The organism is Streptosporangium subroseum (genome assembly GCF_900188345.1).
Classification (GTDB): Bacteria; Actinomycetota; Actinomycetes; order Streptosporangiales; family Streptosporangiaceae; genus Streptosporangium; species Streptosporangium subroseum.
Map to the genome: position 1 here is coordinate 40,792 of NZ_FZOD01000039.1, position 22,519 is coordinate 63,310.

12 protein-coding genes are annotated in these 22,519 nt (G+C 70.3%); 9 read left to right on the plus strand and 3 right to left on the minus strand.

Annotated features, from left to right (window positions below; all coding sequences use genetic code 11):
• The first annotated feature begins 195 nt into the window (after positions 1 to 195).
• Genes CHC08_RS30625 through CHC08_RS30650 form a run of 6 tightly spaced genes read left to right on the plus strand, consistent with a single transcriptional unit; the run spans position 196 to position 12,467 of the window.
• A complete protein-coding gene (locus tag CHC08_RS30625; RefSeq protein WP_218825567.1) occupies positions 196 to 1,770 on the plus strand; it encodes a class I adenylate-forming enzyme family protein in 1,575 nt (524 codons plus the stop codon).
• Positions 1,770 to 3,401 (plus strand): condensation domain-containing protein, encoded by a 1,632-nt coding sequence (locus CHC08_RS30630; protein WP_089210855.1) that lies wholly within the window; start codon positions 1,770 to 1,772, stop codon positions 3,399 to 3,401. Before CHC08_RS30625 ends, CHC08_RS30630 begins: the two co-directional genes overlap by 1 nt.
• A complete protein-coding gene (locus CHC08_RS30635; protein WP_089210856.1) occupies positions 3,394 to 4,317 on the plus strand; it encodes a thiamine pyrophosphate-dependent dehydrogenase E1 component subunit alpha in 924 nt (307 codons plus the stop codon). Before CHC08_RS30630 ends, CHC08_RS30635 begins: the two co-directional genes overlap by 8 nt.
• A complete protein-coding gene (locus CHC08_RS30640) occupies positions 4,308 to 5,291 on the plus strand; it encodes an alpha-ketoacid dehydrogenase subunit beta (protein WP_089210857.1) in 984 nt (327 codons plus the stop codon). The genes CHC08_RS30635 and CHC08_RS30640 overlap by 10 nt, the downstream gene beginning before the upstream one ends.
• Positions 5,284 to 6,720: a 2-oxo acid dehydrogenase subunit E2 gene (locus CHC08_RS50855; protein ID WP_245878658.1), complete on the plus strand. Its 1,437-nt coding sequence runs from the start codon at positions 5,284 to 5,286 to the stop codon at positions 6,718 to 6,720. Before CHC08_RS30640 ends, CHC08_RS50855 begins: the two co-directional genes overlap by 8 nt.
• Positions 6,717 to 12,467, plus strand: coding sequence for a non-ribosomal peptide synthetase/MFS transporter (locus CHC08_RS30650; protein ID WP_245878659.1), 5,751 nt, complete (start codon positions 6,717 to 6,719; stop codon positions 12,465 to 12,467). Before CHC08_RS50855 ends, CHC08_RS30650 begins: the two co-directional genes overlap by 4 nt.
• A 55-nt stretch (positions 12,468 to 12,522) precedes the next feature.
• Here CHC08_RS30650 and CHC08_RS30660 read toward each other — a convergent pair whose 3' ends face one another.
• A complete protein-coding gene (locus tag CHC08_RS30660) occupies positions 12,523 to 14,022 on the minus strand; it encodes an NAD(P)-binding domain-containing protein (protein WP_089210858.1) in 1,500 nt (499 codons plus the stop codon).
• A gap of 299 nt (positions 14,023 to 14,321) precedes the next feature.
• Positions 14,322 to 19,409: an Lhr family helicase gene (locus tag CHC08_RS50860; RefSeq protein WP_420823592.1), complete on the minus strand. Its 5,088-nt coding sequence runs from the start codon at positions 19,407 to 19,409 to the stop codon at positions 14,322 to 14,324.
• A 319-nt stretch (positions 19,410 to 19,728) separates the two neighbouring features.
• Between CHC08_RS50860 and CHC08_RS30670 the strand changes: the two genes are divergently transcribed.
• Positions 19,729 to 20,217 (plus strand): VOC family protein, encoded by a 489-nt coding sequence (locus CHC08_RS30670; protein WP_089210884.1) that lies wholly within the window; start codon positions 19,729 to 19,731, stop codon positions 20,215 to 20,217.
• A gap of 121 nt (positions 20,218 to 20,338) precedes the next feature.
• Positions 20,339 to 20,533, plus strand: coding sequence for a DUF3046 domain-containing protein (locus CHC08_RS30675; RefSeq protein WP_089210859.1), 195 nt, complete (start codon positions 20,339 to 20,341; stop codon positions 20,531 to 20,533).
• Between the two features lie 214 nt (positions 20,534 to 20,747).
• Here the strand turns inward: CHC08_RS30675 and CHC08_RS30680 are convergent, their stop codons facing one another.
• Entirely contained in the window at positions 20,748 to 21,017 is a 270-nt protein-coding gene (locus CHC08_RS30680) for a hypothetical protein (RefSeq protein WP_089210860.1), read from the minus strand.
• Between the two features lie 370 nt (positions 21,018 to 21,387).
• Between CHC08_RS30680 and recA the strand changes: the two genes are divergently transcribed.
• On the plus strand, positions 21,388 to 22,503 hold the full coding sequence (gene recA / locus CHC08_RS30685; RefSeq protein ID WP_089210861.1) for a recombinase RecA: 1,116 nt from the start codon (positions 21,388 to 21,390) through the stop codon (positions 22,501 to 22,503).
• The last annotated feature ends 16 nt before the right edge of the window (positions 22,504 to 22,519 follow it).

Sequence of the window (22,519 nt, forward strand, 5' to 3'; positions counted from 1 at the left end):
CCGCGCCGAGGGCGCAAGACCGGTCCAACCAGTGGTTTCGCCGCCCTTTCATGCCTCTGCGAGGGGCTTGCGAGGCCAAGGCGATCATGTAAGACTGAACCTTGGCCTAAAATAGTAAAGATTGTTTCCTGTTATGACTCTACCGCTTGTACGTGTTGAGCTCATATACATCCGACCTTTATGGAGGTTCACTTGGTGAACCTGACCGTCCCCCAGTTGCTCAGAGAACGAGCCCTCATCGACCCCGACGGGGTCGCGCTGATCGTTCACGGTTCGGCGCCGCTCACCTACGGCCAATGGCATGAGCGATCCACCGCGCTCGCCAACAGCCTGGTCGCGCGCGGTGTGACCAGAGGCGACCGAGTGGGCCTGGTGTTCGGAGGCGCGGACTGGGTGAACTACGCCGTGGCGTTCTGCGGGGTGCTGACGTCGGGAGCCGTGGCCGTACCGCTGTCGGATCGCCTCGCCGCGGCTGACCTGCGCTTCATGTTGGAAAACTGCCGCGCGACCGGAGTGATCCACGCCGGCGGGCTCACCGTGCCCGAGATCGGCTGGAGCGCGACGGTCGCCGATCTGCATGCCGAAACGTCCTATGAGACGGCCGATCCAGCTCCTCCCGGACCCGGAGATCTCACGGTTTCCGGGTCCGAGCGGTCCACGGGTTCCGAGTCCGAGGGGCATGTAACTTTCAGATTCGGAGATCTCAGGGACGTCGAGTCCGCGCACCTCAAGGATCCCGAGCCCGGAGATCTCGCGCAGATCCTCTACACCTCGGGCACCACGGGCCGTCCCAAGGGAGTTTCGGCCACTCATGCCAATCTGGCCTACGGCTGCGGTGCCAAGCGCCGTCCGTTCGCGCATTCCACGCACCTCGTCCACGCCTTCCCGATCGGCACCAACGCCGGGCAGACGATGCTGATCAACGCGCTCGACGCGCACCCGGCCGTGGTGACGCTGCCGCGCTTCACTCCCAGCCGCTTCGCCGCGCTGATCGAGTCCTACCGCGCGGGGACGGTCTTCCTCGTCCCCGCGATGGCCATCGAACTGATGAAGGCGGGCGTGGGGGAGCGGCACGACCTGTCCGACGTCCTGCTGCTCGGCTCGGCCGCCGCGCCCCTGCCCTCCGCCGTCGCCCAGGCGCTGACCAAGGCCTTCCCCAACGCGACGATCACCAACTACTACACCTCGACCGAGGCCGCCCCGGCTCAGACGATCATGATGTTCGATCCGGACCGGCCGGGAAGCGTCGGCCGTCCGGTGGCCGGGGGACGGGTCAGGATCGCCACGGCCGAGGGCGAGCCGCTGGCCGCGGGGGAGACCGGCGAGGTCTGGATGCGGTCCCCGGCGGCACCGCGCGCCTACTACGGCGACCCGGAGAGCGGGACCTTCCGCAACGGCTGGGTGCGCATGGGCGACCTGGGCCGCATCGACGCCGAGGGCTACCTCTATCTCGTCGACCGCGAGAGCGACGTGGTGAAGTCCGGCGCCTACAAGGTCTCCACGATCCACGTCGAGGAAGCCGTCTACCAGCACCCGGCCGTGATCGAGGCCGCGGCGTTCGGGGTTCCGCACCCCGTGCTCGGAACGGTCGTCTCCGTCGCCCTGGTCACCAGGGTTCCTCTCGCGCCCGAGGAGCTGCGGCTCTTCCTCATGGACCGGCTGGCCCCGTACGAGCTGCCCGCGCACGTCGTCACGGTCGACACCCTGCCCCGCAACGACGGAGGCAAGGTCGACAAGCGGGCCCTGCGCCGGGCGACGGAGAACGCGTGATGGCCGAGGCCGCGTTCGCCGGACAGGGAGCGGAGGTCACCTTCACCCAGCAGGGAATGTGGGTCACCGAGCAGAACGTGAGCGTGGGGACCGCCTACCACATGCCGCTCATCGTCCACCTGAACGGCGAGCTGGACGTCGGGGCGCTGCTGGCGGCCTGCGCGGCGGTGGTGGACCGGCACCCGATGCTGGGCAGCGTGGTGACGGAGGTGGACAACGGGCTGCGGCTGGTGCCCGGCGCCCAGGTTCCCGTACGGCATACGTCGGCGCGGGACGTGCACGCGTCGGGCACGCGTGCGGCACAGGACATGCGTGCGGCGCAGGACGTGCACGCGTCGGGCACGCACACAGCGCAGGACGTGCACACGGCACAGGACGTGCACGCCGTGGAACAGGACGTGCGCACGGCGGCGGAGCAGGGAGTGCACGCGGCCGTGCGGGAGGAGATCCTGCGCGAGTTCGACCTGGAGAAGGGCCCGCTCGCCAGGTTCACCCTCTTCGAGATCGACCAGGAACGGCACCTGCTCCTCTTCGTCGCGCATCACCTGGTCTTCGACGGCCAGTCCAAGGACATCCTGGTACGCGACCTCGCCGCCCTCTACAACGGTGAGCCGCCACCCCCGCTGCACGCCGTCGACCACGGCAGAGCCGAGCGCGACCGGGTGACCTCCATGCTCCCGGCCGCCAGGGAGTTCTGGAAGCCCAGGTGGCGCGATCCGGGCGAGACCCTCGTCCTCGGACAGTCGCTGCGGTCCCGGCGAGCGGGCGAGGGCCGGGTGGTGCGGTTCACCGCCGACCCGTCGATCCCCGGACTGACCCGGTTCGAGGTGCTGCTGGCCGCGCTGCACGTCTGCCTCCTCGGATACGGCAACGCCGAGGTGACCACCGCCGTCGATCTGTCCACCCGGCCCTCCGAGGCGGCGGGCCACATCGGCCTGTTCGTCAACGAGCTCCCCGTCGCCTCCAGCCCGTCCCCCGAGACGACCTTCCGCGCGTTCGCCACCACCCTCCGCGCCGAACTCCGCGAGGTCTACCGGTTCCGGCAGGTGCCGCTGTCTCGCGCGATGCCCCGCATCCGGCCGCACGCCGCGCTGGTCCCCGTCTCCGTCAGCTACCGCACCCGCCACGACCCCGACCCGGTCTTCACCGGGCTCGACGCCTCGGTGGAGTGGACGGTCTCCAACCACGCGGTCCGCGGCGCGTTGCACCTGCAGTGCGTCGACGGCCCCGGCGGGCTGGAGGTCGGCCTGCGCCACGACCCGGAGGCCGTTCCCGGCGCCGCGAGGGTGGCGACCGACCTGTGTCTCCTTCTGGAACGCGCTATTCACGATCCCGACCAGCGACTGAACGAACTTCTGGAGAACGAGATGGCTTCCGTCACCACGCTGACCGACCAGGTACGTGAGATCTGGGAGGAAGTCCTGGGCATCTCGCCGATCGAGGACCACGACGACATCTTCGATCTGGGTGGTCACTCCCTGACCATCACCCAGATCATCGCCCGCATGCGCAAGCGCCTGGACGTCGAGGTCTCGCTGGACGACTTCTTCGACAACCCGACGATCGCCGGGGTCGTGGACTCCCTCGCCGACGAGACCGGCAACGACCCCACCGGCACCGACGGTGACTGAGATCCTCGACGGGCTCCGTCTCTCCCGCCTCGGAGACGACGACCTGGAGCTCCTGCTGCTCGTCCGGCATTTCGAGCTCAAGCTCCTGGAGCTGTACGGCAGGGGCGATCTCAACGGCACCACGCACACCTGCCTCGGCCAGGAGTACGTCCCGGTCGCGCTGCGCCCGCTGCTCGGCGAGGGCGATCACGTCTTCAGCAACCACCGCGGCCACGGCCACTACCTGTCCAGGTTCCGCGACCCGCACGGGCTGCTCGCGGAGATCATGGGCAGGGAGGGCGCGGTCTGCGGCGGCGTCGGCGGCAGCCAGCACATCCACCGGGACCGCTACCTGTCCACCGGCGTGCAGGGGGAGAGCATGCCGGTCGCCGCCGGGGTCGCGCTCCACCTCAAGCGGGCCGAGCCCGGCGCGATCGCCTGCGTCTACATCGGCGACGGCACCTGGGGCGAGGGCGCGGTCTACGAGGCGCTGAACCTCGCCGCGCTCTGGCGGCTTCCGCTGCTGGTCGTGGTGGAGAACAACGGCATCGCCCAGTCCACGCCGACCACGTCGCAGATGGCGGGTACGGTGGCCGGCCGGGCGGCGGCGTTCGGCATCCGGCACCACCTGGTCGTCTCCACCGACGTCAACGACATCCGGCTCTCGCTCGAACCCCTCGTCGCGGAGGTGCGGGAGGGCCGGCCGCTGGTGGTCGAGTTCGTGACCCACCGGCTCGGCCCGCACAGCAAGGGCGACGACGTCCGCCCGGCCGGCGCCGTACAGGCGGCCAGGGACAACGACTGGTACGGCCGCTACGCCCACGACCACCCCGAGCAGTTCCACCGGCTCGATGGAATGGTGAAAGCCCAGGTCCAGGGCATCGCCGACGAGGTCGCCGCGCGCCCGCTCTCCCGCCGGGAGGAATCGTGCGCGTAGCCGAGAACCTCAACGCGGCCCTGCACGGGCTGCTGGACGACGACCCGACCGCCTACATGCTCGGCGAGGACATCCTCGACCCGTACGGCGGCGCATTCAAGGTCACCAAGGGCCTGTCCACCCGTTTCCCCGGCCGCGTGATCGGCACCCCGATCAGTGAGGGCGCCCTGACCGGCGTCGCGGCCGGCCTGGCACTGACCGGCAACACGGCGGTAGCCGAGATCATGTTCGGCGACTTCGTGGCGCTCGCCTTCGACCAGCTCTGCAACTTCGCGAGCAAGTCGGTGTCGATGTACGGCAGGCGGCTGCCGCTGCGGATGGTGGTGCGCTGCCCGACCGGCGGCGGCCGGGGCTACGGTCCCACGCACAGCCAGAGCCTGCAGAAGCACTTCGTCGGCATGCCGGGGCTGTCGCTGTACGAGATGTCCCCCTTCCACGACAACCGCGCGGTGTTCGCGTCGATGCTGGAGCGGGGCGAGCCGTGCGTGTTCTTCGAGGACAAGGTCCTCTACACCCGGCAGATGGACCTGGTGGACCCGCTGTTCCAGGTGAGCGGTGACGACGACCTGGCCGTGGTCGAGCTCCACGACGCGGACGACTACCCCGACTGCGTGATCATCGCTCCCGGCGGGATGGCACACCGGGCACTGGCCGCGATGCGCTCCCTGCTGGTGGAGCAGGAGATCTCCTGCCGGCTGCTGGTGCCCTCCCGGCTCTACCCGCTGGACGTCGAGAAGTTGATGCCGTTCCTCGGGGACGTCGTCCTGGTCGCCGAGGAGAGCACGGCCGGCGGCACCTGGGGCAGCGAGGTCGCGCACCTCCTCCACGACCGCCTCTGGGACCGTCTGCGCCGGCCCGTCCGCCTCGTCCACTCCCGGGCCGAGGTGATCCCCACCGCCGCGCATCTCGAAAGTCAGGTGCTGGTGGGGGAGTCCACGATTCACCACGCCGTACGGGAGGCCCTGCGTGGCTGACATCCGCGTCCCCAAGCTCAACAACAACGACACCGAGTATCTGATCGTCCAGTGGCTCGTCGAGGACGGCATGTCCGTCGGCGCGGGAGACCCGGTCGCCGTCCTGGAGACCTCCAAGGCGGCGGACGAGCTGGAGGCGGAGGAGTCCGGCTACCTCCACCACGCCGCCGCGCTCAACACCTGGATCGCTCCCGGCGCGGTCCTGGCCCGCGTCACCCCCGAGGCGACCCCGCCGCTCGCCTTCCCCGAAGTCCCGGCCCCGACAGCCGGATCGGCCGCCACAATCCTCGCCGCACCGGAGAGCACGGTTCCCGCGAGCACGGTTCCCGGGACCGCGGTCCTCGGGGCTGCGGTTCCTGAGCGCGCGGTTCCCGAGAACACGATCCTCGACGCCGCGATTCCTGAGCGCACGGTCTCTGAGGCCGGGGTCATCGGGGCCGCGGTTCCTCAGGGCGCGGTTCCCGAGAGCGGGACCTCCAAGACCGCCGCACCGGACATCCAGCCGGCCGTTCAGCCGGTTGTCACCGACCTCGCCCGCGCGGCCATGGAGGAGCTCGGCGTCTCCCACGACGAGGTCGTGGCCCTGGGCCTGCGTGTCATCCGCCGTTCCGATGTGGAGGCCCTGGCAACCCGCCGCACCGGAGCCGGTCACACGGGATCCCCCGCCGGCCGCCCCGGAGCCCCGGTCGCCCGGTCTCGGCGACCGGTTCCCCACCGCCGTACCCACGTCCCGGCCATCACCCGCACCGAAGCCCCGGCCGCCGCCGGCGACGCGGCGGGTACGCACCGGCTCTCCAGGGTGCAGCGAGCCGTCGCGCGCGCCGTCACCGTCTCGCACGACACGATTCCCGCCGCCTACACGCTGATGAAGTTCGAGGTCGGGCCGTTGCTGGAACGAGCCAGGGGACTGACCAGGGAGGTTCGCAGGCCGGTCGGGCTCGCGGAGCTGTTCGTCCAGGCCGTGGCCGGGCTGCATCCGGCGTTCCCGCTGTTCTTCGCCTCGATCGACGGGGACGTGGCGCGGCCCGCGGAGGCTCCGCGCGTCGGCGTCACGTTCGACATGGGCGAGGGTCTCTACGTGCCGGTCGTCCATGACACCGGATCGCTCCGGAGCATCGCCGACACGCTCATGCGCTACCGGCTGGCCGCCACCGAGGGCGACTTCCGGGAGAAGGACCTCGCCGGCGCCAACATCGCCGTCACCCTGCACACCGACGCCGACGTCATCCTCGCGATCCCCTTCATCTTCCCCGGGACGGTCTGCGCGCTCGCGATCACCTCGCCGCAGCAGGAGCTCGTCCTCGGCGAGGACGGCGCCGTGACGGCGAGGACCGTCGCGAACATCGGCCTCGCCTACGACCACCGACTGATCAATGGCAGGGACGCCTCGCGCTTCCTCACCGAACTCCGGATCGAGCTGAAGTCATGACGGAGACAACCCTCTCGGACGCCAAGCGGGCACTGCTCGCGCAGCGACTCCGGCGCCGGGGCGAGTCCCAGGCCATCACGGTCCGGGACCCCGGCACGACCCCGCCCCTGTCCCACGCCCAGGAACGCCTGTGGTTCATGGAGCAGTACCGGCCGGGTACCACCACCTACACGGTTCCCGTCGCGGTGCGCCTGAGCGGCGACCTGGACGCCGACGCGCTGCGCCGGGCGCTGGACGAGATCGTCACGCGCCACGAGGCCCTGCGGATGCGGTTCCTCACCACCGAGGACGGCACCCCCGAGCTTGTCATCGACGAGCCCCGGCCCGCCGAGTTCCGCGTCACCGAGGCGCCGGACCTGGACGCCGTGATCGAGCTGTTCGACGCGGACCTCGCCACCCCGTTCGACCTGGAGCGGGGCCCGCTCTTCCGGACGGTGCTGGTACGGCTCGCGCCCGCCGACCACGTGCTCCTCATCGCCGCCCATCACAGCGTCACCGACGGCTGGTCCAGCGATGTGATCATCCGTGAACTGCTCGCCCTGCACGACGGCAGGACCCCGCCGCCCGCCCCGGTCGGCTACGGCGACTACGCCATCTGGCAGCGGGGCCGTGACCACCGCCGTGAGCTCGACTACTGGCGTGACCGGCTCGCCGGGCTGCCCGCCCTCGAACTGCCCACCGACCGGCCGCGCCCCGCCGAGCAGCGCCACGAGGGGGCCGCCGTCGGTGTCCGTCTCGACGCCGACCTCACCCGTCGGCTGACCGAGCTGGGCGCGACGGCCGGTGCCACGCCGTACATGACGTTGATGGCCGCCTTCCAGGTCCTGCTGGCCCGCTACTCGGGGCAGCAGGACTTCGCGGTCGGATCCCCGACCGCGGGCCGGGGATTGCCCGAGCTGGACGGCGTCGTCGGCATGTTCGTCAACACGCTGGTCATGCGCGCGGACCTGGCGGACGACCCGTCGTTCGACACGTTCCTGGCCCGCACGCGCGAGGCCGCGCTGGACGCCCTCGCGCACCGGGAGCTCCCGTTCGACCAGCTGGTCGGCGAGCTGAACGTGGTCCGCGACGTGAGCCGCTCCCCGCTCGCACAGGTCATGTTCGCACTGCAGAACTTCAAGGCGGGCGAAGAGGACGGGCGCGTGTCCTACGTCGGGCTCCCGGCCAGGACCACCCGCCACGACCTCGGCCTGTATCTGTTCGAGAGCCCGGACGGGCTGTTCGGCGACATCACCTACAGCACCGCCCTGTTCGACCGGGAGACCGTGGAACTGCTGGCGTCCCGGTTCGAGACGCTGCTGCGCTCGATAGTGGCGGCTCCGCGGACGCGGGTGGGAGAGCTGTCGCTGATGTCCGGCGACGAGCGGGACCTGGTCCTGGGCTTCGGCGCCGGCCCCGCCCCCCAGCCGGCCGGACACGATCTGCTCCACGACCTCGTCACCGCCCAGGCCGCGCTGACCCCCGGCGCGACGGCCGTGGTCTGCGGTGACGCGCTGGCCCCGGACGCGGTGCCCGCGGTGCGCGGAGCCTCCGCGAGATCCGGCGCGGCGTCCACGGCGCGCGGCGGCTCCGTGAGCTCTGGTACGGCGTCCACGGCGCACGGCGGTTCGCTGACGTACGCCGAACTCGACGAGCGCTCCACCCGGATCGCCGCCCTGCTGAGGAACCGGTACGGCGTGGGCCCCGACACCAGGGTCGGCGTCTTCCTGGAGCAGTCGACCGACCTCGCGGCGGCCGTCATCGGCGTCATGAAGGCCGGTGGCGCCTACGTGCCCCTCGACCCCAAGCAGCCCCGCGACCGCCTGGCGTACATGCTCGGCGACGCCGGAGCCGTCGCCGTCCTCACCACCTCCGCCCTGCGCGACCTGGTTCCCGACGCGCCGGTGATCTGCCTGGACTCCGAGGCGCTGGACGAGACCGGGTTCGAGCGCCCCGAGGTCTCACCCGACCACCTGGCGTACGTGATCTACACCTCGGGCACGACCGGGCGGCCGAAGGGCGTCGGGGTGCAGCACCGGCAGGTGCTGAACTACCTGGCCGGGGTCAGGGAGCGGTTCGAGGTCGAGCCCGCGGCGGTCTACACGCTGCTGCAGTCGCTCTCGTTCGACTTCGGGGTGACGATCTTCTACCTGTCGCTCATGACCGGCGGCGAGCTGCACCTGGTCGATCCGCAGACCCCGGCCGAGGAGCTCGCCGGGCAGCTGAGCCGTACCGACTACCTGAAGATGACCCCGTCCCACCTCGCCTCGCTGCTCACCGGGGTGGACGCGGCCGAGCTGCTCCCGCGCAAGCTCCTCATCCTCGGCGGCGAGGCGTCCACCTGGAGCTGGGCCCGGGAGCTGGCCGCGCACACCACGGTGGTCAACCACTACGGCCCCACCGAGGCCACGGTCGGCATCTCCACGTACGCCGTCACGGGGGAGGAGGAACGGGCGTTGAACCTGCCGATCGGCAGGCCGCTGCCCGGAGCCGGGGTCTACGTGCTGGACGAGCACCTGCGGCTGGTCCCGCCCGGCATGACGGGCGAGATCTACCTCGGTGGCGACCGGCTCGCCCGGGGATACCTCGGCCGCCCCGGACTGACGGCCGACAGGTTCCTGCCCGACCCGTACGGCGAGCCCGGCGCGCGCATGTACAGGACCGGCGACCTCGGCCGCTGGCTGCCCTCCGGCGACCTGTGCTTCCTCGGCCGCCGAGACCTTCAGGTGAAGGTCAGGGGCTACCGGGTGGAGTTGCCGGAGATCGAGTCGGTGCTCACCGACCAGCCCGGGATCGCGTACGCCGTCGTCGAGCTGCGCAAGGACCGGCTGATCGGATATCTGGTCGGGGACCGGATCAGTGTGAGCGAGCTGCGGACGCGGCTCGGCGAACGGCTTCCCGAATACATGATCCCCGGACGGTTCGTCTGGCTGGACGAGCTGCCCCTGAAGTCGCACGGCAAGGTCGACCGGGCCAGGCTGCCCGAGCCCGACGAGGAGCGGCCGGATCAGCAGGCCGGATTCGTCCCGCCGGGGACGCCGCTCGAAGAGGCGATCGCGGCGGTGTGGGCGAAGGTGCTCGGTCTGGCCCAGGTCGGCGTGCTGGACGACTTCTTCGACCTGGGCGGACATTCGCTGCTCGCCGCCCAGGTCGTCGCCCGTATGCGGAAAATCATCCCCGCGGGCGGGCGCCAGGTGACCATCCTGGACCTGTTCAAGCAGAAGACCGTTCGCGAGCTCGCGGAGCTCATTGAGACGGGCGACAACGGGCCGCGCATGTTCCTGCACCGGCTCACCCCGGCACGCACCGCCACCTCGACCCTGGTCTGCGTGCCGTACGGCGGCGGCAGCGCGGCCATCTACCAGCCGCTGGCCGACACCATGCCCGCGGGCTGGGCGCTGCACGCGGTCGCCGTCCCCGGTCAGGAGATGGGGCTGATCGAGGAGACCCGGCCCGTGGCCGAGGTCGCGCAGGGCTGCGTGGAGGAGATCCTGCAGGGGATCAAGGGCCCGCTCGCGCTGTACGGGCACTGCGGGCTCGGCGTCATGCTGACCGTGGAGATCGCCCGTCGGCTTGAGGCGGCGGGCCGTCCGGTCGAGGCCATCTATCTCGGGGGCATCTTCCCCTTCGCCCGGCCCGCCTCGGTGCTGACCTGGCTCTCGAACCTGACCGACCGCCTCCGCAGCGACCAGATCTGGGCCAACGCCCTGCAGGCCGCCGGCCTCGACGTGGAGGACCTCGAACGCGACCAGCTCGCGTTGATGATCGACAATCGCCGCAAGGGCACGAAGGAGGCGGAACGCTACTTCACCCGCCTCTTCGAGGAGGGGATCGAACCGCTCAACGCGCCGATCATCTCCGTGGCGGGTGAGCGTGATCCGGCCACCGAGTTCTACCAGGAGCGCTACCGCGAGTGGCATCTCCTGACGGACTCCACCGCCGTGGTCGTGCTGGACGAGGCGGGTCACTTCTTCCTGAAGTATCGGGCCGGGGAACTCGCCACCATCGTCACCGGCACCCACCTGGCCATCGCCTCCGGCGACACCGCCGGGCTGGACCGTACCGACCGGTCCACCTGGTGGCTCGAAGGCGTCTCCACCCAGAACCGTTCCGCCCAGGGCGGCTCCGCCCACCCCGCGCTCACACAACCCGCCTCCGCTCTGGATACGGCGGCGCGGAACGGATCCGCCCCTCATGACGTGACGCGGAACGGGTCCGCCACCCAGGACGTGGTGCTGAACGGGTCCGTCCTTCAGGACGCGGCGCGGAACGGATCAGGTCACGGGCCGGACGGAGCCGACGGGCACTCCGCGCCCGTCCTCGCCGATTCGGGCACGGACGGCGCCCCACCGGCGGGGCCCCGTACCGCCACGGATCCTCCGGCGCGGTCCGGTCCACAGCCGAGCATGAAACGGTTCGCCACCGTGGCGGCGGGGCAGCTCGTCTCGATCATCGGGTCGTCGCTGACCGAGTTCGCCGTCCCGCTGTGGATCTACATCAACACCGGCTCGCTCGCCAGGTTCGCCCTGTTCTCGGTCCTCGCGCTGGTCCCCGGCATGCTGGTGTCCCCCATCGCGGGTGCCCTCGTCGACCGCTACGACCGGCGCAGGGTCATGCTCGCCGGGGACATCGGCGCGTTCGGCACCCAGCTGGCCCTCGGGGTCCTGCTGTGGACCGGAAATCTCCAGACCTGGCACATCTACCCGCTTCTGGTCCTGCTGTCGGTCGCGCTGACCTTCCAGCGCCTCGCCTACAACTCCTCCCTCCCGCAGCTGGTCCCCAAGCGTTTCCTCGGTCACGCCAACGGGGTGGTGCAGATGGTCACCGGCACCGCCCAGCTGGTCGTCCCGCTGATCGCGGTCGGTCTGATGGCGGCGATCGGGCTGGAGGGCATCCTCGTCCTGGACGTCGGCTCCTACGCCTTCGCGATCATCGTGCTGCTCTTCGTCCGCTTCCCGAAGAGCATGGGGTGGAAGCGCAGGGAGACCCTGGTCGCCGAGATGGTCGAGGGCTGGAAGTTCTCCTGGGGCAACCGGGGCTTCCGCGGCATGCTGTTCTTCTTCGCGGTGCTGAACATCTTCCTGTCCCCGCTGTTCCTGCTCATCTCGCCGCTGGTCCTGGGCTTCGCCACGCTGGAGGACGTCGGCAGGATCGCGTTCGCCGGAGGTCTCGGGGTCTTCCTCGGCGGCCTCGCCATGACCGTCTGGGGCGGGCCCCGGCGCCGGCGGCTGCACGGTGTCATGATCTCCACCCTTCTCCTCAGCGTTTTCTGCCTGATCACGGGCCTCCAGCAGAACCTGCTCCTGATCGCGATCGGCGCCTTCGGGATGTCGTTCTGGCTGACCATGCTCAACGGCGTCTACGCCACGATCGTCCAGGTCAAGGTGCCCCAGCGCTTCCACGGCCGGGTCATCGCGCTCAACACCCTGGTCGCCTGGTCCACCCTGCCGATCGGCTTCGGCCTGGTCGCTCCGTACGGCAGCGCGCTGTTCGAGCCGCTGCTCGCGCCGGACGGCCCCCTCGCCGGCACCGTCGGCCTCGTGCTCGGAACGGGGGAGGGACGGGGCGTCGGCCTGATGTACGTCCTGTTCGCGGTCGCCATCGCCGTCACGGCGCTGGTCGCCATGCGGACCCGGACGCTGTCGCGGTTCGACGTGGACGTGCCGGACGCGCTCCCGGATGACCTGGTCGGTTTCCAGACCATCCAGAAGCGCCTCGGACAGGAACCCCGCGAACCGCTCGCCGAGGCGGTCGCCGCCCGGAGCTGACCTCACCGCGGCCGCACCGGGCGAGGACCTCGGCGGTGCGGCCGGGAGGAGTTTCTCAGCGGGGCAGCAACCGCCGCAGGAACTCCTCCAGCGGTGCCACGTGCCGGTCGGGGTGGCGCCACTCGGCGAGGAGGTCCTCAAGGAGATGCAGCTCCTCGGTGAGCACGCCGCCTCTGAAGACGCGGATCACCGGGTGGATGAAGGCGCTCTCGGCTGCCCGTGACGGCACCGGGTGGCGTTCGACCGGATACGTGTTCTCACCCCAGCGCAGGCCCACAGTGATCACGTCTCCGAAGCGCTCGACCGCGTAGTCCTCAGGCAGCTCCTCGTAGCGCTCGACGCCTCCGTCGGTGACCACCAGCGCGTCGATCAAATACTGGCACTGGGTCCACAGGGCCGAACTCCTGTTGAGCCGGTCGAGGATCGCCCCGGTCAGCTCGTCGAGGGAGACGGTGGTGTGCGTGAGCCGTATGCCGTCGTAGCGTTCGGCGAGCAGGCGATCCATCGTCCGCAGGTTGTAGCGGAAGCCCTCGATGAACGCGGAGGACGCCCGATTCAGGTCGCGGGCCTGCATCAACGTGCCCGCGAAGTAGAGGTTGTCGAGGTTGGCCGACTCCCAGTCCGCCCGTATCTCGGGCAACTTCCCGCAGGGAGCCATCTTCAGGCCGTCGGCGAACATCTCGGTGTGCATCCGGAAGCCGGTGCAGCGCAGGACCGCGTCGTATTCCAGCGTCGCGGTCTCGCCGTCGGCGTGGCTGTAGGTGATGTCGACGGTGTAGGTCTCACCGTCGAACGCGATCCGGTCGACCGTGCAGTCCAGCACCGCGTGGAGCGCCTTGAACTGGTAGCTGTCGAACAGCGCGCCGAACATGCCGTGCACGTCCCCGGGGCGCCGGGTGTTCCAGGCCAGCTGGACCGGCCGGGGGCTGGCCAGGTGGATCATCGACGCGTGGCTGATGAGCTCGTGGGCCGTCTCGAACGCGGAGTTGCCCTTGCCGAGGATCAACACCCTCTTGCCGCGGAACTGCTCGGGGTCGACGCTCATGTCCTCGTATCCCTCGGCGTACTCGATGCCGGGGATGTCAGGAATGTTTGGCGCGCCCCACCCGCCCGCCCAGATCAGGCACTCGGCCCGGAGTTCGGGGCCGGCGGCCGTCTCCAGCCGGAACCCGTCCTCCTCCTTGGCCACCCGGTCGACCCCGACGCCGAAGGCGATGCGCAGGTCGTGGGTGGTGTGGAAGTCGTGGAGATAGCGTCGCAGGTCGTCGGGGGAGGGGAAGTAGTCGTCGCTGTACTGCGGGAACAGCAGCGACGGGTCGTCGCTCAGCAGAGAGTTCCAGTCCCAGCGGAGCCGGATCTCCGGGTCGTCCGACAGGGTGTGCACCTTGTTGAGCGAGATCAGCCTGCGGTGCCGGGGGAACCGGCTGAAGAAGTCTCCGGCGGAATGCTTCCGCTCCACGATCAGATAGTCGGCACCCCGCTCCTGCAGGAAGTAGCCGATCTGCAACCCGGCCGGACCCGCGCCGACTATGACATAACGATGCTCCTGGATCACGGAGAACCTCCTGGGGAGATGCGCGCTTTTCTGGAGATACCCACCCACAGCTGTCGGTCATCCGCCTGCGCGCCGAACCTCCGTTCGCATCTGAGTGATCCACAAGCTGTGCCCCGAAGGTCCACGGTAGGAGACCCGGACGGGATTCGGGAAGACGGGGAGACATATTCGGCCGCGCGAAACCGACGACGGGCGAAGGCCCAGATGTCCTTCGAACGTCTCCGGGACGGCGTCGTCAGCGCCGGTGACCACGCTGTCGATCAGGTCGACGGCGGCCGACGAGTCTTTCCAGGGTCTTCTCAGGCCCGCAGGCGCAGCCCTCGGGGAGTCGGGTGGAACCCGGCCGACTCCAGTGCGGCTCCCAGCGGGGAGTCGTTGATGGCCGTGCCATCCGCGCGCTCCACGGTGAGCTTGCCGAGGGCGCCGTCGCGCACGGCCAGCGCCAGGGCGTCCACGGCGGGTTGGAGGCGGTCGCCGTCGACGAAGGAGAGCAGGGTCTTGCCGCCGCGCTCGACGTAGAGCACCAGATGCCCGTCCACGAGCACGACGAGTGATCCGGCCTTCCGCCCCGGCTTGTGGGACACCTCGCCCGGATGGGCGGGCCACGGCAGGGCCGCGCCGTACGGGTTGGCAGGGTCGGTCGCCGCCAGCACCACCACCCGCCGCGTGTCCCGGGCCGGTTCGCGCCCGCCCCACGGGTCGGGCGTCGTGGTCGGCGGTGGCATGAGGGTGGCGCGCATGCGGTCGACGGCGCCGGGGAGGGCGAACTGGGCGCCGCCCAGACCTTCGACGAAGTAGCCCCTGCGGCACCGGCCACTCTCCTCGAACGCGCGGAGCACCTGGTAAACGGCGGCGAACCCGCCGGGCAACCGCTCGGCGGTGACCGCGCCCCTGGTCACCACACCGTGCCGTTCGAGCAGCACCTCGGCCTGGGCGTGCGCCCGCTGGGTCGTGTCGTCGGCCGGGCCGGGCAGCAGCCACCAGCGCCCGCCCACGGTCGGAGGCCCGCTCCGGGTGGGCAGCACCGCCCGCCGTCTCCGCGTGGGAGCCGGGCGGTGCGCGGGACGCCCCGTGCCGAGCGTGGTCCGCAGCGGGGCCAGCGTGTCGCCGGTGATCCGCCCCGACCACACCAGATCCCACACCGCCGCGGCCAGGGGCATGTCGCCGGTGACCGAACCGGTCAGGAGAGAGCCGGTACGGCTCGCCAGCTCGCGGAAGAACAGCGCGCCTCCGCCGCCGAGAACCTCCAGGATCGCCTCGTGCACCGGGGTCAGGGTGATCTCGGCCGGACCGGGCATCAGCAGGGGGGCGGTGTCCGCGAAATACAGCGCCACCCAGCCGTCTCCGCCCGGCAGCGATCCCTGCCCCGCCCAGATGACCTCGCCCGAGGACGTCAGCTCGTCCAGCAGGGACGGGTCGTAGCCGGGCACCCGCGAAGGCAGGATCAACGTCTCCAGCGCCGACGCGGGCACCGCCGCACCCTGCAACTGCTCGATCGCGCCCACCAGCGCGTCGATCGGCGGCCTGCCCCTCTGTGCGGAACCGGTGATGCCGTGCCAGGCGGGGGCGAAGGCCGCCAGAGTCTCGGCGGAGACCGGCTCCACCTCCTTGCGGAGCCGGGCCAGGGACCTGCGGCGCAGCATCCGCAGCACCCCGGCGTCGCACCACTCCTCACCGCGCCCGCCGGGCCGGAATTCCCCGTTCACCACCCGCCCGGAGGCGGCCAGGCGACGCAACGTGTCGGTGACGACCGCGGGGCCGAGGCCGAACCTGGCGGCGGCCGTACCGGCGAGGAAGGGAGTGCGCGTGCGGGCATGCCGGGCGACGAGGTCGCCGAGCGGATCCTCCACCGGCTCCAGGAACGCGTGCGGCACCCCCACGGGCAGCGGCACGCCGAGCGCGTCACGCAGCCGGGCGGCGTCCTCGATCGCCGCCCACTGCTCCTGCCCGGCCACCCGCACCCTGATGGCCCGCCGGGCGGTCTCCAGCTCGGCCAGCCACGCCGGATCGCCCTCGCGCAGGCTCACGTCGGCCGCGAGCAGCGGGCCGTGCGAGCGGAGCAGGTCGGCCAGGGCCTCGGCGTCACGGAGCGGACGGTCCAGCCGGGCCAGCTCACGCTCGGTGTCGGCGATCACGTCGGGATCGAGCAGCTCGCGCAGGTCCGCCTGGCCCAGCAGCTCGGCCAGCAGGCTCGTGTCGAGTGAGAGGGCCTGGGCGCGGCGCTCCGCCAGGGGAGCATCCCCCTCGTACATGAACGCGCCGATGTAGTTGAACAGCAGCGATGCCGCGAACGGCGACGCCTGGGCGGTCTCGACCTCGACCAGCCTGACCCGCCGCGCCGCGACGTCCTGCATGAGCCGCACCAGCCCCGGCACGTCGAAGACGTCCTGCAGGCACTCGCGCATCGTCTCCAGCACGACGGGGAACGAGCCGTAGCGGCTGGCCACGTTGAGCAGGTGCGAGGCCCGCTGCCGCTGCTGCCAGAGCGGGGTCCGCTTGCCGGGCGTGCGGCGCGGAAGCAGCAGCGACCGCCCCGCGCACTCCCTGAAGCGCGCCGCGAACAGCGCCGAGCCGCCGAGCTCCTCGGTGACGATCTGCTCGATCTCCTCCGCATCGAAGATCGCGACGTCCGAGGGGGGATCGGAGAGCGTGTCGGGGATGCGCAGGACGATCCCGTCGTCGGAGTGGATGGCCTGCACGTCGACGCCGTAGCGCTCCCGCAGCCGCCGCCCGATCGCCAGCGCCCACGGCGCGTGCACCCTCGCGCCGTACGGCGAATGCACCACGACCCGCCAGTCGCCCAGCTCATCGTGGAACCGCTCGACCAGCAGCGTCCTGTCGTCCGGGACGTATCCGGTGGCCTGCCGCTGCTCCGCCAGATAGGACAGCAGGTTGGTCGCGGCGAACTCATCCAGCCCCGCCGCCCTGATCCGCCCCAGCGCCCCGTCCCGCGCCGAGTCCGCCCCGTCCCGCGCCTTGTTCGGTGCCGAGTCTCGTGTCCTGTCCTGCACGGGCTCTTCCCGCTTCGCCGATCGCCCGTCCGAGCCGGGCTTCGTTCCGGGGCCCGCGTCTGTCGTGGAGCCCTGCTCGGCTCCGGCGTCCGCGCCCGCCGAGGACATCTCGCGAAGGAACGCGCCGATCGCCCTCCCCAGCTCCGCCGGGCGGCCCGCGGTGTCGCCGTGCCAGAAGGGCAGCTTGCCCGGCTGCCCGGGGGCCGGGGTGACCAGCACCCGGTCGGCCGTGATCTCCTCGATCCGCCAGGAGGTCGCGCCCAGCACGAACACGTCTCCGGCACGCGACTCGTAGACCATCTCCTCGTCCAGCTCGCCCACCCGGGAGGACTTCTCCCCGACCAGGAACACGCCGAACAGACCGCGGTCGGGAATCGTGCCGCCGTTGGTGACGGCCAGCCGCTGAGCTCCGGGACGGCCCTGCAGCGTGCCGGTGACCCGGTCCCAGACGATGCGGGGCCGCAGCTCGGCGAACTCCTCGCTCGGATAGCGCCCGGCGAGCATGTCGAGTGTCGCCTCCAGCGCGCTCCGGGGGAGGGTCCTGTACGGCGCGGCGCGCCGTACCACGCTCTCCAGCTCGTCCACCGTCCACTCGTCCAGTGCCGTCATCGCCACGATCTGCTGGGCGAGCACGTCGAGCGGGTTGCGCGGGTAACGGAGATCCTCGATCTCCCCAGTTCTCATCCGCTCGGCCACCACGGCCGTCTGGACCAGGTCTCCGCGGTATTTGGGGAAGATCACACCCCGTGAGACGGCTCCCACCTGGTGCCCGGCCCTGCCGATCCGCTGCAGGCCGCTCGCCACACTCGGCGGCGCCCCCACGCAGGCCACCAGATCCACCGCGCCCATGTCGATGCCGAGCTCCAGGCTGGAGGTCGCGACCACGGCGGGCAGCCGCCCGGACTTGAGCGCCTCCTCGATCTGGGACCGCTCCTCCTTCGACACCGACCCGTGGTGGGCCCGCACGATCTCCGGAATCACACCCTTGGCCGCCCCCGCCTGCGCCATCATCGCCGCCGGGGTGGAGATGGATGCAGGAGGGCCGGGGAACCCCTTCGCCCAGTGCACCGGCCCCGTCTGCTCGGTCATCTCGATAGGCCCTGCCTGCCCGGCCGGCCCCGTCTGTCCGCTCGGCCCCGTCTGCCCGGTCGGTCCTTCCTGCCCGGTCGGTCCTTCCTGTCCGTTCGGCCCTGCCTGTCCCGTTTGTTCGGCCGACCCCGTCTGCTCTCCCTGCTCTGTCTGCTCTTCCTGCCAGGACTGCCCGGCCCGCCCTGCCTGGCCGGGCGGCATGGTCTGCGCGTTCGATCCCGCCTGCCCGGCCTGCTCCGGGTCGCCGGTCCGACGCTCCCAGGCCAGTTCGTTGAGACGGGTGCAGAGCCGCTCGGCCTGCCGCCGGGAGTTGGCGAACACGATCGTCGAACGATGGTTGCCGATCAGGTGGAACAGCCGCTCCTCGACGTGCGGCCAGATGGACCGCCGGGCCGGGGGCTCGGCCGGCCACAGGTCGTCATCGGACCCGGCGGGGGAGGGGGGCGTGTCGAGCTCGGTCATGTCCTCGATCGGCACGATCACCTCGACCTCGATCACCTTCTCCGAGGGCGGCTGGACCACGGTCGCCGGGCGGGGGCCGCCGAGGAAGGCGGCCACCTCGCTCACCGGTCGCACGGTCGCAGACAGGCCGACACGCTGTGCGGGCCGGGCCAGCAGGGCGTCGAGCCGCTCCAGGCTGAGGGCCAGGTGCGCGCCGCGCTTGGTGGCCGCCACCGCGTGCACCTCGTCGATGATGACCGTCTCCACACCGCGCAGCGCCTCGCGGGCCTGACTGGTCAGCAGCAGGAACAGCGACTCGGGGGTCGTGATGAGGATGTCCGTGGGTTTGGCGGCGAACCGGCGCCGCTCCTCGGGAGAGGTGTCGCCCGACCGGATCGCCACCGAGATGTCCGGCACCGGGAGACCGAGTCGCCGTGCGGTCTGCTTCAGCCCGGCCAGGGGCGCCCGGAGGTTGCGCTCGACGTCCACCGCCAGGGCTTTGAGCGGTGACACGTAGAGAACCCGGCACCGCCGTGGGGGCTCGTCCTTCGTGGAGTCCTTCCTGGACCGCTTTCGCCCATCCTTGATCTCCGCGGCGGGTACGTGGACGACGGAGGACTGCTCCGACGCCAGCCGGTCGAGTGACCACAGGAAGGCGGCCAGCGTCTTGCCGGATCCGGTGGGCGCGACCACCAGGGTGTTGTCGCCTCGGGCGATCGACGACCAGGCGCCCTCCTGGGCGGCGGTGGGTGCGGCGAAGGCCCCGGTGAACCAGTCTCTGGTCATCTGGGTGAAGTGATCGAGCGCCCCGTCACCACTCGCAGGCCCGTGGTCCGCCTTGCTCATCACGCGCCTCCCCCTTGTGCCGGCTCGACCGTTCCATCCGGGTCACGGCTCCATACTGCCTGCCCCCACCGACAGAATCCGCCACCGGCGGCCGGGCCGTACGAGGTGAGCGCACCGACGCGCCCGCGGTGAAGCCCGGCACCGCTGTCGCTGGGTATACATCCCTATAGCTTGGTTTGCATCCCCATAAACGGGCATTTCCCTATAAATCCCCGAGGGGTCGATTCATCGTGAGGTGGCCGCCGGGATAGGTTGGCCCTCTCCGGTCTCATAGCCAGAGGTTCGACGAACATACGACGTAGTGAACGGTGAGCTAACGGTGAGCATCGACTATCCGGCCATCGAGGCGGCACGCGAGCGGATCAGGGCAGAGCACCTGAGGGAGCATCGCCCGCAGAGCAGCGCGAGAGGTCTGCACCACTTCGCCCTGATCTCCTCAGACGTCGAGACGACGATCGCCTTCTATCAGGACCTCCTGGAGTTTCCCCTGACGGAGATCATCGAGAACCGCGATTACCAGGGGTCCAACCACTTCTTCTTCGACATCGGCAACGGCAACCTGCTGGCCTTCTTCGACTTTCCCGGCCTGGACCTCGGTCCCTACAAGGAGGTTCTCGGCGGGCTCCACCACATCGCCATCTCCGTGGAACCGGCGGCCTGGGAGCGACTGCGGGGCAAGCTGGAGGCCGCGGGCGTTCCGCACCAGGTCGAGAGCGGTGTCTCGATCTACTTCATGGACCCCGACGGAGCCCGCCTCGAACTGCTCGCCGACCCGCTCGGCGAGATGTACGGCTCCCGCGTTCTCTGATCGACCCCGCCTTCTCCGACGTCTCGACGGGCTCCGGCGGGCGTTCGGAAAGGTTCTGACGGCCAGGCGAAGTTTCGTCGCGGGCGACGGTTCCATGCTCGCTGGGACCCATACTTGGGGTATGCGCCTGTCGGAGTTCTGGAAGCGGATGAAGCTGCACTTCGGCGATCCGTACGCTGAGTCATGGGCTCGCGACTACGTCATCGCCGACCTGGGCGGCCGGACCGCGTTCCAGGCACTGGCCGACGGCGTCGCGGCCAAGGAGGTCTGGCACGCCGTGTGCGGGGTGACCGACGTCTCTCCCAGATTGCGCTGAGGACGACGCAAAGGATCACCGGATCGGATACGGCGTTGTGTGGTGGCTTACCGGCTCGGATGCGCCGAAGTCGCGTGTCGGACGGGTTCCCGTCCGGTTGCGCCAGGGCCGGCGCCTAGGGCTCTCCCGCTCGGTGGCGCCAAGGGTGTGCCGAGCGGTTTCCGAGCCCGGCCACGCCAGGAGCCGATGTTGAAGGGTTCCCGGGCCGGTTGCGCTAGGGATTGGTGCCGAGCAGCTTTCCGACCGAGTCGGCCACGTGACCGGGATCGTCGGCGCTCTCCTGGCCGGCCGGCGACCACAGAAACAGCCAGCCGTCCTTGGCCGGGGTGGCGAAGACGATCGTCTGTCTCCCGCTGCCCGGATGCCACACCCAGAGCACGGGGTCGTCGCCCCCGAGCATGCGGCCGACCAGCCCTCGCTCGGGCAGCTCGGCGGCCAGGGACTCAAGATGGGCTAGGCGTTGCTGCGTAAACGCGCTGGGCACTTAGGGCACCTCGGGATCCTTTGCCTTCAGGATCACCCCAGGTCAGCTCGGTGACAACAGGTCCGGCGGAATTCCCAGGAATGTCGCTTCCGGGATGGGGCTCGCCGCCTCCTGTGCGCGGCTTGCTGTTGTTTACTGTGACTTGCTGTGGGTTTTGCCGTGGCTTGTGTCCGGGCTTGCGTGGCTTGGATCACCCCGGAAACCCCGCCCTGCGCCCCCTGGGAACACGTGATGCCATTGGGCTACGATCGAACAGTCGTTCGGCTATATTGAACATGCCGTCGCGCGTGGCGTGCCCTTCCAAAAATGTCGGTGGCACCCCGTAGCTTTCTGGCAACCGATTCAACCCGCAACCCTCCAGGGGGCTTCCATGGCAGCTAACGACCGCGAGAAGGCGCTCGAGACCGCGCTCGCTCAGATCGAGCGTCAGTTTGGCAAGGGCTCCGTCATGCGACTGGGCGACGAGGTCCGTGCGCCCATCGAAGTGATCCCGACCGGTTCCATCGCGCTCGACATCGCCCTCGGCATCGGCGGATTCCCGCGCGGTCGTGTCGTCGAGGTCTACGGCCCCGAGTCCTCCGGCAAGACGACGGTCGCCCTGCACGCGGTGGCCAACGCCCAGCGCGGAGGCGGCATCGCCGCGTTCATCGACGCCGAGCACGCGCTCGACCCCGAATACGCCCAGAAGCTCGGCGTCGACACCGACGCGCTGCTCGTCTCCCAGCCCGACACCGGAGAGCAGGCGCTGGAGATCGCCGACATGCTGATCCGGTCCGGTGCCGTTGACCTGCTGGTCATCGACTCGGTCGCGGCACTGGTGCCCAAGGCCGAGATCGAGGGCGAGATGGGCGACAGCCACGTCGGCCTCCAGGCTCGTCTGATGTCCCAGGCGCTGCGCAAGATCGCCGGTGCGCTCAACAACACCAACACCACCGCGATCTTCATCAACCAGCTCCGAGAGAAGATCGGCGTCATGTTCGGCTCGCCCGAGACCACGACCGGTGGAAAGGCGCTGAAGTTCTACGCCTCGGTCCGTCTCGACATCCGCCGCATCGAGACGCTGAAGGACGGCACCGAGGCGGTCGGCAACCGCACCCGGGTGAAGGTCGTCAAGAACAAGATGGCCCCGCCCTTCCGGGTGGCCGACTTCGACATCCTTTACGGTGTCGGCATCTCCCGCGAGGGTGGCCTGATCGACATGGGCGTCGAGCAGGGCTTCGTCCGTAAGTCCGGTGCCTGGTACACCTACGAGGGTGACCAGCTCGGACAGGGCAAGGAGAACGCCCGCACCTTCCTGAAGAGCCACCCCGACATGGCCAACGAGATCGAGAAGAAGATCAAGGAGAAGCTGGGCGTCGGCCCCCGCGTCGACACTCCGGCCACTCCGCCGCCCGCCGCTCCGGCTCCGGCCTCCGCCCCGTCCGGTCGTGGTGCCAAGGCCGCCGCCTCCAAGACGCTGGTTGACGTCAAGCCAGGTGACGTCTGATCTGAGCTGATAAACG

Coding starts and splice junctions, on each gene's coding strand:
- CHC08_RS30650 (WP_245878659.1), top strand. CDS start 6,717: ATGACGGAGACAACCCTCTCGGACGCCAAGCGGGCACTGCTCGCGCAG.
- CHC08_RS30675 (WP_089210859.1), top strand. CDS start 20,339: ATGCGCCTGTCGGAGTTCTGGAAGCGGATGAAGCTGCACTTCGGCGAT.
- CHC08_RS50860 (WP_420823592.1), bottom strand. CDS start 19,409: ATGAGCAAGGCGGACCACGGGCCTGCGAGTGGTGACGGGGCGCTCGAT.
- CHC08_RS30630 (WP_089210855.1), top strand. CDS start 1,770: ATGGCCGAGGCCGCGTTCGCCGGACAGGGAGCGGAGGTCACCTTCACC.
- recA (WP_089210861.1), top strand. CDS start 21,388: ATGGCAGCTAACGACCGCGAGAAGGCGCTCGAGACCGCGCTCGCTCAG.